The sequence below is a fragment of the Roseateles sp. AC306 genome (assembly GCF_979253795.1).
On the sequence record NZ_CEEDEB010000002.1, the window covers coordinates 364,117 to 376,096 of the forward strand.

Sequence of the window (11,980 nt, forward strand, 5' to 3'; positions counted from 1 at the left end):
TCAGAATCGGGGCGTCGCAGTTCATCGCCGAGCCGCCCGCCATGCCAACCGCCGTCCCGTTCGCCTACGCCCGCCAACTCCTGGCCGAGCAACGCACCCCGCAAGGCAACGCCCACCTGGGCTGGATGCTGGCCTTCGTCGCCGGCGCCATCAACGCGGGTGGCTTCCTGGCCGTGCAGCAATACACCTCGCACATGACGGGCATGGTCTCCGCCGCCGCCGACGGTCTGGCGATGGGCACGACGCAGGCCCTGGTCACGGCCGTCGGTGCCCTGCTGAGCTTCACGGCCGGTGCGGCCAGCACCTCGCTGCTCGTCAACTTCGGCCGCCAGCGACAGGCGCACAGCGTCTTCGCGCTGCCGCTGCTCCTGGAGGCCGCCTGCCTTGTGCTGTTCGGCCTGATGGGTGCCTGGCTGACCGGCGTGCAGGCCGTCTTCATCCCGGCGGCGGTCGCGGTACTGTGCTTCACGATGGGCCTGCAGAACGCGCTGATCACCAAGATCTCGCGCGCCGAGATCCGCACCACCCATGTCACCGGCATCGTCACCGACCTGGGCATCGAACTCGGCCGCGCGCTGTCGGGCGCCAAGGCCAGCGCCACCAAGCTGCGCCTGCTCAGCGGCCTGCTGCTCGCCTTCGCCATCGGCGGCTTTCTCGGGGCACTGACCTTTCAGGCGGTGGGTTACACGGCCACGCTGCCACTGGCCTTGTTTCTGATGCTCCTCGGCGCCGTGCCAGCCTTGGACGACCTTGGCCGGCTTCGCGCCAGATAGCCCGATAAAATGCCGCGATTCGATTGAGAGACCCGCCATGCCGCTGTTCTGGAAGCCCTACAAATCCGAAGTCACGTCTTTCATCGAGCAACTGAAGGCCCAGCGCCCCACGCTCGAAGCCGAACAACGCGCCGGCCGCGCACTCCTGTGGGACAAGCCCCAGGACCGCGCCGCCCAGGCCGCCTTTGATGACGCCAAGGTCGCGCAGCAGCCCTACGTCTATCAGACGTCCGACAAGTAAGCCCTGACGATGGCCGTGGCTGACGAAGCCAGCCAGGCGGTGGCCGCAGCTTCGGACATGCCCGAGGTGGTGGATGCGGTCGCAGTGGCGCGCCTGTACGGCGAGCCGCTGTTCCAGATGCCGCTGGACCTCTACATCCCGCCGGATGCGCTGGAGGTCTTCCTGGAAGCCTTTCAGGGCCCGCTGGACCTGCTGCTCTACCTGATCCGCAAGCAGAACTTCAACATCCTCGACATCCCGCTGGCCGACGTGACGCGCCAGTACCTGAGCTATGTCGAGCAGATCCGCCGCCACAACCTGGAGCTGGCCAGCGAATACCTGCTGATGGCCGCGATGCTGATCGAGATCAAGTCGCGCATGCTGCTGCCGCCCAAGAAGAGCGAGGACGGCAAGGAGGTCGAGGACCCGCGCGCGGAGCTGGTGCGCCGGCTGCTGGAGTACGAGCAGATGAAGCTCGCCGCCGCCCGGCTGGACCGCCTACCGGTGCTGGGCCGGGACTTCCAGCGCGCCCAGATCCACATCGAGCAGTCACTGACGCCGCACTTTCCCGACGTCAACAGCAACGACCTGCGTGACGCCTGGCTGGACATCCTCAAGCGTGCCAAGCTCAACCAGCACCACCGCATCAGCCGCGAGCAGCTGTCGGTGCGCGAGCACATGAGCATCGTGCTGCGCCGCCTGCAGGGCCAGCGCTTCGTCGAGTTCGAGCAGCTGTTCGACGTGACCCGCGGCCAGGCCGTGCTGGTGGTCACCTTCATCGCGCTGCTGGAACTGGCCAAGGAATGCCTGCTGGAGATCACGCAGGCCGAGGCGTTCGCGCCGATCTACGTCAGGCTGGCCTACACGCCGGTCTGAGCCGGCCGCCGGCCTACTTGCCGCGCAGCTTCTGGATGCCGGTCCACACGGCCAGCACCACGGCGCCGGCGACTATGCCCGCCACACCATTGGCCGCGTTCTCGATCAGCGCCGCGACGCCCCACGACTGGCCCGCAACCCAACCCTCGACGATGTGATGCAGTGCCGGGATGCCATGCACGAGGATGCCGCCGCCCACCAGGAACATCGCCGCCGTGCCGACCACCGACAAGGTCTTCATCAGCCATGGCGCCATCGCCAGCAGGCCACGGCCCACGCCCCGCGACGCGGCGCTGGCGCTGCGCGACAGCCAGAGGCCCGCGTCGTCCAGCTTCACGATGCCGGCCACCAGGCCGTAGACGCCCACCGTCATCACCAGCGAAATGGCCACCAGCACGGCCAGTTGGCTCTGGAAGGACACCGTGGCCACGGTGCCCAGCGAGATGACGATGATTTCCGCCGAGAGGATGAAGTCGGTGCGCACGGCGCCCTTGATCTTGTCCTGCTCGAACTTGACCATGTCCACCTGCGGATCGGCCACGGCCTGCACCAGTTCCTGATGATGGGCGTCCTCCTCGTCCTTGCTGTGCATGTACTTGTGCGCCAGCTTCTCGAAGCCCTCGAAGCACAGGAAGGCACCGCCGATCATCAGCAGCGGCGTGATGGCCCAGGGCGCGAACGTGGCGATGGCCAGCGCAGCCGGCACGAGGATGGCCTTGTTGATCAGCGAGCCCTTGGCCACCGCAAAGACGACGGGCAGTTCCCGGTCGGCGTTGACGCCGGTGACCTGCTGCGCGTTGAGCGCCAGGTCGTCGCCCAGCACGCCGGCCGTCTTCTTGGCGGCCACCTTGGTCATCACCGCCACGTCGTCGAGGATGGTGGCGATGTCGTCGAGCAGAACGAACAGGCTGGAGGCCATGGTGCGGTGCGGTCGTTGGGAACGGCCGCGATGCTATCCCGCTATTTCACCGGTAGTGACGGGCCAGGCTCTCCGCCACGCACACCGGCTTGGCGGCGCCCTCGGCCTCGACGGCCACTTCCACGGTCAGCTGCACGGCGCCGCCGGCCACGCTGTCCATCGCCAGCAGCTTGAACGCGCCGCGCAGGCGGCTGCCCACCGGCACCGGCTTCGTGAAGCGCACCTTGTTGAGGCCGTAGTTGATGACCATGCGCGACTCACGCACCGAAAAGCCGGTCTCGAAGAAGTAAGGGATCAGCGACAGGGTGAGAAAACCATGGGCAATCGGCCCGCCGAAGGGCCCTGCCTTGGCGCGCTCGGGGTCGACGTGGATCCACTGCCGGTCTTCCGTCGCCTCGGCGAAGGCGTTCACACGGGCCTGGTCAACGGTGATCCAGTCACTGTGACCCAGGGGTTGGCCGATCAGGGCTTGCAGTTCGGCGAGGGTCTCGAAGATGCGCATTCGGGCTGACGAGGAAAGGGTTGGTCGCGCCCCGAAGTTACCCTAGCGCCCTATGCCTGAAAGTACCGTCCGCGACATCCTCGTTCTCGCCGCCCACCCCGACCTGGGCCGCTCCCATGCCACCCGCACGCTGATAGACGCGCTGCGCGCCTCGCCGGTGGCCAGCCGCGTGGAGCTGCGCGACCTCTACCGTCTCTATCCCGACTTTCACATCCACGTCGACGCCGAGCAGCGCGCGCTGGAGGCAGCAAAGCTCGTCGTCATGCTGCACCCCATCTACTGGTACAGCATGCCGGCTCTGCAAAAACTCTGGCTGGACGAGGTGGCTCATCTGGGCTGGGCCTACGGCCCGGGCGGCACGGCCCTGCATGGCAAGGATTTCTGGCTGGTCACTTCCACCGGCGGCGGTGCCGATGCCTATGCACCGGGCGGCCACAACCACCATGCCATCGGCGAGTTCCTGCTGCCCTACCTCCAGTCGGCGCGCACCTGCGGCATGAACTACCTGCCGCCGCAAATCCTGCACGGCGCCCACCGCGCGACGGATGCCGAGATCAACGCCCATGCCGAGCTGTTCGTGAAGCGGCTGGTGCACTACCCCGAGTGGTGCGAGCACCTGGCCGAGCCGCCGGTGGGCGATGAGGACGACGTCGAACTGGATGAGCGACCGCCGCTGTTTTCGGCGATCGACGGGAGCACCGTATGAGCCATGGTGCGTGGCTGCAACTGCCATTGGTGTTCCTCGCCGCCGCCGTGCTGGCGGTGCCGCTCGCCCGCTACCTGCGGCTCGGCTCCATCCTTGGCTATCTTGTCGCCGGCCTGCTGATCGGCCCGGCGATGCTCGGCCTCGTGCCCGAATCCACCGCCATCCCCGAGGTGGCCGAGCTGGGCGTCGTGCTGATGCTTTTCCTCGTCGGCCTCGAACTGGAGCCCAAGCGGCTGTGGGCCATGCGCCGGCCCATCTTCGGCTGGGGCAGCGTGCAGTTGCTGGGCTGCGCGGCGGTGCTGGCGGCCGTGGGCCTGGCGCTCGGCTATCCGTGGCGGCTGACCGTCGTCGTCAGCCTGGGCCTGGCAATGTCGTCCACGGCCGTCGCACTGGCGGTGATGGCCGAGCGCAACCTGGGCCGCACGACGGCGGGCGAAAGCATCCTGTCCGTCGCGCTGCTGCAGGACATTGCCGCCATCCCGGTGCTGGCCCTGGTGCCCATCCTGGCGCTCAGCGGCGCGCATGACGACGGCGATGGCAAGACCTGGCTGGCGGCGGCCAAGGCCATCGGCGCCATCGTCGTCATCATCTTCGGCGGCCGGCTGCTGCTGCGGCCGGCACTGCGCTGGATCGCGCAGAGCAAGACGCCCGAGATCTTCACCGCCGCCGCGCTGCTGCTGGTGCTCGGCACGGCGGCGCTGATGCAGGTCGTCGGCCTGTCGATGGCGCTGGGCGCCTTCCTCGCCGGCGTGCTGCTGGCTGAAAGCGAATACCGCCGCGAGCTGGAGACCGACCTGGAGCCCTTCAAGGGCCTGCTGCTGGGCCTGTTCTTCATCGCCGTCGGCATGGGGCTGGACCTGAAGGCCGTGGCCGCCCAGCCGGGCTTCGTGCTGGCGCTCGTCGCGGCCCTGCTCGGCTGCAAGATCCTCGTGCTGGCCGTGATGGCGAAGGCGATGAAGATCCCGCTCGTCGAGCGACCGGCCTTCGTCATCCTGCTGGCCCAGGGCGGTGAGTTCGGCTTCGTCGTCTTCCAGCTCGCGCAGGGCAACGGCATGATCGATGCGGCGCAGAACTCCGCGCTGGTCGCCTCCGTCGCGCTGTCGCTGGCGCTGACGCCGCTGCTGCTGACCGGCGGCGACCGGCTGATGTCGCAGAAGCTCGCGCGACGCGGTGCCAAGAAACGCGGCGAGGCGCCCCCGCCGCCGCCCGCGCCCATCATCATTGCCGGCAGCGGCCGCTACGGCCAGGTCGTCGCCCGCATGCTGCGCGCCAACGGCCTCGAAGCCACCGTGCTGGACCACGACGCCGAGGCCATCGAGACGCTGCGCCGCTTCGGCTGGACGGTGCACTACGGCGACGCCACGCGGCTGGACATGCTCAAGACCGCCGGCGCGCAGACGGCACGCATCCTCGTCATCGCCATCGACGACATCGGCCAGAGCGTGGAGATTGCCGAGCTGGCGCGCGAGCATTTCCCGCAGCTCACCGTCGTCGCCCGCGCGCGCAATGTGCAGCACTACTACCAGCTGCACGAGGCCGGCGTGCGCCACATCGAGCGCGAGACCTTCGACTCCGCGCTGATGAGCGCCCGCAGCGTGCTGGAGCTCAACGGCATGGAGCCGCATGCCGCGCGCCGCCAGGCCATGCGCTTCCGGCGCCACAACATCGAGGTGCTGGACCGCATGGTGCCGCTGCAGGGTGACGAGGGCGCGCTGATCGCCGCCGCCAAGCTCGGCCGCCAGCAGTTCGAGCAGCTGCTGGCTGCGGAGCGCGAAGCCGAGGAGGCGCAACGCCGCGCCCAGCGCGGCGGCTGGGACCGGCACGAGGCCACGGACGCTGCGGACGTCAAACCGGGATGAGCCTGCCGCTGACCGAGTTGCTGGACGCCGCCCGCCGGGGCGACGCCGCCGCCGCGCAGGCCGCCTGGCCGCTGGTCTACCCCGAACTGCGCCGCATCGCCCGTGCGCGGCTGCGCGGGCCGGCCGCGCCCAGCCTGGCCACCGAGGACCTGCTGCACGATGGCTTTCTGCGCCTGGCCCAGGCACCCGCCTCGCCGCTGGCCGACCGCCACCACTTCTACGCATTGGCCAGCAAGGCGATGCGCCACATCGTCATCGACCACCTGCGCCGCCGCCAGGCCCAGCGGCATGGCGGGGACTGGCAGGCGCTGAGCTGGGACACGGCCATGGTGGACGCCGCCGCGCCCGAGGCCGACGCGGACCGCCTGCTGGCGCTGGACGCCGCCCTCGACGCGCTGACGGCGTTGGAGCCGGCCCTGGCCCAGGTCGTGGAGCTGCGCTTCTTCGGCGGCTACACCGAGGTCGAGACGGCCGAAGCGCTCGGCCTGAGCGACCGCACCGTGCGCCGCCACTGGACGAAAGCGCGCGCCTTCCTGCTGATGCAGTTGAATGGCTGATTCCATCCCAGCCTCGCTGTGGCCGCAGGTGTCGGCGGCATTCGATGAGGCGGTGAAACTGGGCGCGGCCGACCGCGAGGCCTGGCTGGCCACGCAACCCGAGGAGTTGTCAACGCCGCTGCGCGCGCTGCTGCGGGCGCATGACAGCGACGCCGACCTGCCGGCGCTGGACGCGGCGACGGCCCTTGCCGCACCCGGCCAGCACATCGGTCCTTACCGCCTGATCGAGCGCATCGGCGAAGGCGGCATGGCCGAGGTCTGGGGCGCGGAGCAGGTCGACGGGCCCATGGCCGGCCGCCGCGTCGCACTCAAGCTGCCGCGCCCGGGCCAGCGGCTGAGCGAGCGACTGGGCGAAGAGCGCGCCCTGCTCATCGGCCTGGAGCACCCGCACATCGCGCGGCTCTACGACGCGGGTGGCGAGGCAGCCCAGCCGTGGCTGGCGCTGGAGTGGGTGGCCGGTGAGCCCATCACCGATGCGCTCGCCCACAAACCGCTGCGCACCCGCCTCATCGTCTTCCTGCAGGTGCTGGACGCGGTTCGCCACGCCCATGCCCGCCTCGTGCTGCATGCCGACCTCAAGCCCGGCAACATCCTCGTTGGCGACGACGGCCGCGTGAAGCTGCTGGACTTCGGCATCGCCCGCCTGCTGCACACGCCCGGCCCGCGCGCCTTCACGCCCGGCCTGGCCGCGCCCGAGCAGCAGCGCGGCGAGGCGCTGACCGTTGCCGCGGACGTCTACGGCCTGGGCGGCGTGCTGGACGCGTTGGTGCCGCTGCCCGAGCGCAACCGCGCGCTGGCCGCCGTCATCGCCCGCGCCCAGGCCCATCAGCCCGCCGACCGCTATGCCGACGTTGACGCGCTGGCCAGCGACATCCACCGCCTGCTGGACCACCGCCCCGTGGCCGCCTTGCCACAGGCGCGCGGCTACCGCCTCGCCTGCTTCCTGCGCCGCCAGCGCTGGCCGCTGCTGGGCGCGACAGCGCTGCTGGTCGGCACCGCCGCCGCGCTTTGGCAGGCCGACAGCGCGCGCCGCGAGGCCCGCCGCGCCGAAGCGGCCAACGCCTATCTGCTGGATCTCTTCAAGACCCTGGACCGCCGCGCGCCCGATGCCGCCCAGCCCGAGGCCGCGCTGCGCCGCCTGCTGGCCGAGCGCATGGCCCGCATCGAGGCCACGCTGCCCACCGACCCCGACACGGCCGACGAACTGCTGCGCATCACGGCGACGCTGCACGATTATCTGGGCGAGGCCAAGCGCAGCCGTGCCCTGAGCGAGCGCCGCTACGCGCTGCTGAAGGCACGCCTGGGCCTGAGCCACGAGCGCACCCAGTACGCCGGCATGGGCCTGGTGTGGCCGCTGCTGGCCGAGGCCGATCTGCCCGCCGCCGCCGCGCTGCTGGCGGAGATGGACAAGGCGCTGCCGGCGCGCGGCCTGCTGCGCGCCGAATGGTGGCTGGCTCGCCACGACCTGCGCCAACGAGAGGGCGCCGATGCCGCCGAACGTGAAACGCTGCTGCGCGAGGCCCTGGCTCGCTATGCCGCGGACGCGCCCGACGACAGCGGCCACGCCGCGACCTGGCTGGCCTTGAGCGAGCTGCTGGCGTCAGGCGGCCGGCGCGGCGAGGCGCTGGACGCCGTCAACCGGGCGCTGAACCACGTCACCCATGCCCGGCCCTACATCGCCAGCGACCACGCCCGCCAGTTGTTGCAGCGCGCCAGCCTGGTCAACGCGCCGCAGGACGAAGCCCTGGCCCTGCAGCTGCTGCGCGGCAGCACCGGCCTGCGCGCCGCTTTCCTCAAGCAGCCGCTGGCCGCGCTGATCGCCCGCCGTTGCGCCAGCGACGCCGCATCGGCGCGTGCACTGGCCGGGGAGGCCGGACTGCCCGGCTGCTCGGCCCCCTGAGCCTCGCCCTGATCCGCCGGCCAGATGATGACGGCGGCCATCGCCGCAACTATCGTGCGGCACGCTGCCGACGTGCGGCGTCGAACGCAACCCCTGGGAGGGCGCATGCCAAGATCGACAACGCCGACTCGCCCCGCCCCGACGCTGGCGCCCGCGCCGATTCACGCGGCATCGCAGCCTGCCAGGCCCACGCACCGGCTGCTGCGCGGCTATGCCTTTGATCCCAGCCTCGCCACGCGGCTGGAAACGGCGCTGGTCAGCGAGGTCCGCTACCGGGTTCCCTGGGAGCCGCTGGAGGCCGGCCCGCGCGGCGAGTATGTCGAGGTGATCGACGTGGACCCGGCCAGTGGCTGCTTCTACGCGCCCGTCCACCTGGACCACCCGCACATCCTGGCCCAGAACGGCCTGGCGCCTTCCGAGGGCAACCCGCAGTTCCACCAGCAGATGGTCTACGCGGCGGCGATGACCACGATCCACCATTTCGAGCGCGCACTCGGGCGCAAGGCCCTGTGGGCCGAGCGCAAGCCGGCCGAAGGCGAGACGCTCCCGGACGAGCAGCGCTTCGTGCAGCGGCTGCGCATCTACCCGCATGCCCTGCGCATGGCCAATGCCTACTACAGCCGCAACCGCGGCGCCCTGCTGTTCGGCTACTTTCCGGCCACCGAGGAGCGCTCGTCGGGCCAGTTCCCCGGCGGCATGGTGTTCACCTGCCTGTCCCACGACGTGGTGGCGCACGAGACCGCACATGCGCTGCTCGACGGCTTCCACGACGAATTCATGGAAGCGACCAACCCGGATGTGCTGGCCTTCCACGAAGCCTTCGCCGACATCGTGGCGCTGTTCAGGCACTTCACATTCCCGGAGGTGTTGCGCCACCAGATCGCCAAGACGCGAGGCGATCTGAGCGAACAGAACCTGCTGGGCCAGTTGGCCACCCAATTCGGCCAGGCCCAGGGCCTGCACGGCGCCCTGCGCGATGCAATCGGCCGCTACAGCCCCGAGTTGAAGAAGTGGGTCAAGCACGACCCCGACCCCACGGACCTGGACGAGGCGACCGAGGTCCATGCGCGCGGCGCCATCCTGGTGGCCGCCGTGTTCGACGCCTTCCTGTCCATCTACCGATCACGCACCAGCGACCTGATGCGCCTGGCGAGCGAGGGCAGCGGCGTGCTGCGCCAGGGTGAGCTGCAGGGCGACCTTGTCGACCGCCTGGCGCAGGAGGCCGGCAAAGCCGCCAGCCATGTCCTCACCATGTGCATTCGCGCGCTGGACTATTGCCCACCGGTGGACCTCACCTTCGGCGAGTTCCTGCGCGCGCTGATCACCGCCGACATCGACCTGATGCCCGAGGACCGGCACGGCTACCGCGTCGCCTTCATCGAGGCGTTCCGCCGCCGGGGCATCTATCCGCAGGACATCCGTACCCTATCGCAGGACAGCCTGCGCTGGGCGGCCCCCAACGAGAACCCGACGGGGGACGCCAAGGAGGCCACGATGGCCTTTGCCGACTTCATGAGGAACACCGATCTGCTGGCCCTCGTGGACAAGCTGCGCCACTGCCGCACCCGCTTCGAGCTCTGGCAGGAAAGCCGTGCCGCCTGCCGCTGCCTGCACGGCATCATCCGCGGCTACATGGCCAAGGCGCGGCTGCTGGAAGTGCTCACCGGCCTGGCCCTGTCGCCCGGGAGCACCCCGCCCAGCGTGCGCAAGAACCGCCGGGCAGCGCCGATGTTCTTCGTCCACTCGCTGCGCGAAGCGCGCCGCCAGACCGAGGACGGGCAGGTGCTCAACCAGGCCTTCCTCACCATCCTGCAGACCGAGCTGGCGGACGGCGAGGACGGGCGCCAGCACCCCATCCACTGCGGCAGCACGCTGGTGATCGACCTGGACGACGGCGTCGTCCGATATGCCATCCGCAAAGGCCTTGGCGACGAGAAGCGGATCGCACGGATCGTGGCCTTCCGCGAAGCGCAGCTGCGGGGCCAGTCGCTGGCGGCAACCTACTACGGCGCTGCGGACGAGCCCTTTGCCGCCCTGCACTGCCACGGCGCCTGACGGGAGAAGCACCATGCCCAAAGCAACCAAACCCGTAGCGGCCAAGAAGGCGCCCGCAAAGAAGGTGGCGGGCAAGGTCACGGCCGCCGCCGCATCAACCTTCGTCGCTCCCCGCAGCCCCAAGGTCTACCGCGCCCGCGTGCGCATGTACCGCCACGGCCTGGGCGACTGCTTTCTGCTCACGCTGCCGCGCAACGGGGCCGCGCCCTTCAACATGCTGATCGACTGCGGCGCGCTGGCGCGCGACCAGGCCTCCATGACCCGTGTCGTCGAGCACATCCGCGGCAGCGTCCTCCACTCGGCGGCCAGGCGCCGGCCCGCCAACGGCAAGGCCATGCTGGACGTGGTGGTGGGCACGCACGAGCACAAGGATCACATCAGCGGCTTCAACCAGGCACGCGCGGTCTTCAACGACGGTTTCGACTTCGGCGCCGTCTGGCTGGCCTGGACCGAGAACCTCTCGGAGCCCGCCATCCGCAAGATCAAGGAAACCCGCAAGAAGGCCCGCAACACGCTGCTGCAGGTCATGGGTGCGAACCCAGCAGCCTGCCCCGCGGCGCTGACCGGACTCAACGAGCTGCTCGCCTTCGGCGCCGATGACGATTCCGTCGGCGACCGCACCGTGGCCCAGGCCATGGACTACCTCAAGCAGCGCGGCAAGGACGCCGGCGACCTGCGCTTCCTGAAGCCTGGCGGCGCGCCCTTCGAGCTGGACGGCGTTGAAGGCGTGCGCGTCTACGTGCTCGGCCCGCCGCTGGACCCGCTGATGCTCAAGACCAGCGCGGTGACCGAGAAAATGAAGCGCGACCACACCATCTTCCACCTCGGCGCGACCGGAGACCTGGGCCTGGAAACCCTGGCCGCTGCCTTTGCCAACAGCAACGACGATGCCGCCCGCAAATGCCGGCCCTTCGCTGATGAGCACTGCATTCCGCGCCGCCTGCCCGCGACCGCCGGGGCGCAGTCAGCCGCCAACCCGCTCTTCAACACCTTCATGGGCGGCGCGGCCACTGCCTACGATGACCCGCAGGCCGCCTGGCGCTGCGTTGACGAGGACTGGCTGGGCGCCTTCGGGCAGCTCGGCCTGGACCTGGACAACGACACCAACAACACCAGCCTCGTGCTGGCCTTCGAGTTCACCGCCACCGAGGAAGTCCTGCTCTTCGTGGCCGACGCCCAGGTGGGCAGCTGGTTGTCGTGGGCCGACCTCTCATTCAAGCTGCCCGGCAACGGCAGCCCCCTGCCCGCGCACGACCTGCTGCGCCGCACCGTCTTCTACAAGGTCGGCCACCACTGCAGCCACAACGCCACGCTCGACGTCGGCGGCCTGGCGCTGATGACGAGTGACAAGCTCACCGCCTTCATCGCGCTCGACAAGGCAACCGCGCAGAACCAGGGCAGCAAGGGCTGGGAGATGCCTGCGCCGGCGCTCTTCAAGGCACTGAGCAAGAGCGCACAGCAACGTGTCGTGATCTCCGATGTCAATGAAAAGATCACCGCAGCCGCCGACGCGGCAGGTGTGCGAGCCACGGGCGTCTTCGTCGACTACTTCCTCAAGTGAGCGTGAGCAGGCGGGCGGCCTGTGCCCGAGCCGGGCGCGGGGCTGTTGCTTG

Annotated in this window: 11 protein-coding genes; 9 read left to right on the top strand and 2 right to left on the bottom strand. The window is 69.8% G+C overall.

Annotated elements, in window-relative coordinates:
- Positions 1–41 precede the first annotated feature (41 nt).
- From AC0IZJ_RS06430 to AC0IZJ_RS06440, 3 genes are read left to right on the top strand one after another with little or no spacing between them, the layout of a single operon-like run.
- Positions 42–773 (top strand): YoaK family protein, encoded by a 732-nt coding sequence (locus AC0IZJ_RS06430; protein ID WP_471847825.1) that lies wholly within the window; start codon positions 42–44, stop codon positions 771–773.
- Positions 774–810: 37 nt separating this feature from the next.
- Positions 811–1,014, top strand: a complete 204-nt coding sequence (locus tag AC0IZJ_RS06435) for a DUF3460 family protein (RefSeq protein WP_471847827.1) — start codon at positions 811–813, stop codon at positions 1,012–1,014.
- Positions 1,015–1,023: 9 nt separating this feature from the next.
- A complete protein-coding gene (locus AC0IZJ_RS06440; protein WP_471847829.1) occupies positions 1,024–1,869 on the top strand; it encodes a segregation and condensation protein A in 846 nt (281 codons plus the stop codon).
- 13 nt (positions 1,870–1,882) lie between these two features.
- Here AC0IZJ_RS06440 and AC0IZJ_RS06445 read toward each other — a convergent pair whose 3' ends face one another.
- Together AC0IZJ_RS06445 and AC0IZJ_RS06450 are read right to left on the bottom strand one after the other, a co-directional pair.
- Complete coding sequence (locus tag AC0IZJ_RS06445; protein WP_471847831.1) at positions 1,883–2,788, bottom strand: DUF808 domain-containing protein; 906 nt, start codon at positions 2,786–2,788, stop codon at positions 1,883–1,885.
- 46 nt (positions 2,789–2,834) lie between these two features.
- On the bottom strand, positions 2,835–3,290 hold the full coding sequence (locus tag AC0IZJ_RS06450; RefSeq protein ID WP_471847833.1) for a MaoC family dehydratase: 456 nt from the start codon (positions 3,288–3,290) through the stop codon (positions 2,835–2,837).
- A 52-nt stretch (positions 3,291–3,342) separates the two neighbouring features.
- Here AC0IZJ_RS06450 and kefF point away from each other — a divergent pair, with 52 nt between their 5' ends.
- From kefF to AC0IZJ_RS06480, 6 genes are all read left to right on the top strand, one after another.
- A complete protein-coding gene (gene kefF / locus AC0IZJ_RS06455) occupies positions 3,343–3,996 on the top strand; it encodes a glutathione-regulated potassium-efflux system oxidoreductase KefF (protein ID WP_471847835.1) in 654 nt (217 codons plus the stop codon).
- Positions 3,993–5,855 carry a glutathione-regulated potassium-efflux system protein KefC gene (kefC, locus tag AC0IZJ_RS06460; RefSeq protein ID WP_471847837.1) on the top strand — a complete coding sequence of 621 codons (1,863 nt, stop codon included), beginning with the start codon at positions 3,993–3,995 and terminating at the stop codon, positions 5,853–5,855. The genes kefF and kefC overlap by 4 nt, the downstream gene beginning before the upstream one ends.
- Positions 5,852–6,412, top strand: coding sequence for an ECF-type sigma factor (locus AC0IZJ_RS06465; protein WP_471847839.1), 561 nt, complete (start codon positions 5,852–5,854; stop codon positions 6,410–6,412). The genes kefC and AC0IZJ_RS06465 overlap by 4 nt, the downstream gene beginning before the upstream one ends.
- The gene (locus AC0IZJ_RS06470) at positions 6,405–8,312 is read left to right on the top strand and encodes a serine/threonine-protein kinase (RefSeq protein WP_471847841.1); all 1,908 of its coding nucleotides are present in this window, start codon (positions 6,405–6,407) and stop codon (positions 8,310–8,312) included. The genes AC0IZJ_RS06465 and AC0IZJ_RS06470 overlap by 8 nt, the downstream gene beginning before the upstream one ends.
- 105 nt (positions 8,313–8,417) lie before the next feature.
- A complete protein-coding gene (locus AC0IZJ_RS06475; RefSeq protein ID WP_471847843.1) occupies positions 8,418–10,367 on the top strand; it encodes a hypothetical protein in 1,950 nt (649 codons plus the stop codon).
- Between the two features lie 13 nt (positions 10,368–10,380).
- A complete protein-coding gene (locus AC0IZJ_RS06480; protein WP_471847845.1) occupies positions 10,381–11,928 on the top strand; it encodes a ComEC/Rec2 family competence protein in 1,548 nt (515 codons plus the stop codon).
- The last annotated feature ends 52 nt before the right edge of the window (positions 11,929–11,980 follow it).

Excerpts from the sequence above, each read along its gene's own strand:
- AC0IZJ_RS06465 (WP_471847839.1), top strand. The coding sequence starts at position 5,852 with ATGAGCCTGCCGCTGACCGAGTTGCTGGACGCCGCCCGCCGGGGCGAC.
- AC0IZJ_RS06475 (WP_471847843.1), top strand. The coding sequence starts at position 8,418 with ATGCCAAGATCGACAACGCCGACTCGCCCCGCCCCGACGCTGGCGCCC.
- AC0IZJ_RS06430 (WP_471847825.1), top strand. The coding sequence starts at position 42 with ATGCCAACCGCCGTCCCGTTCGCCTACGCCCGCCAACTCCTGGCCGAG.
- AC0IZJ_RS06435 (WP_471847827.1), top strand. The coding sequence starts at position 811 with ATGCCGCTGTTCTGGAAGCCCTACAAATCCGAAGTCACGTCTTTCATC.
- AC0IZJ_RS06450 (WP_471847833.1), bottom strand. The coding sequence starts at position 3,290 with ATGCGCATCTTCGAGACCCTCGCCGAACTGCAAGCCCTGATCGGCCAA.
- AC0IZJ_RS06445 (WP_471847831.1), bottom strand. The coding sequence starts at position 2,788 with ATGGCCTCCAGCCTGTTCGTTCTGCTCGACGACATCGCCACCATCCTC.
- AC0IZJ_RS06440 (WP_471847829.1), top strand. The coding sequence starts at position 1,024 with ATGGCCGTGGCTGACGAAGCCAGCCAGGCGGTGGCCGCAGCTTCGGAC.
- AC0IZJ_RS06480 (WP_471847845.1), top strand. The coding sequence starts at position 10,381 with ATGCCCAAAGCAACCAAACCCGTAGCGGCCAAGAAGGCGCCCGCAAAG.
- AC0IZJ_RS06470 (WP_471847841.1), top strand. The coding sequence starts at position 6,405 with ATGGCTGATTCCATCCCAGCCTCGCTGTGGCCGCAGGTGTCGGCGGCA.
- kefF (WP_471847835.1), top strand. The coding sequence starts at position 3,343 with ATGCCTGAAAGTACCGTCCGCGACATCCTCGTTCTCGCCGCCCACCCC.
- kefC (WP_471847837.1), top strand. The coding sequence starts at position 3,993 with ATGAGCCATGGTGCGTGGCTGCAACTGCCATTGGTGTTCCTCGCCGCC.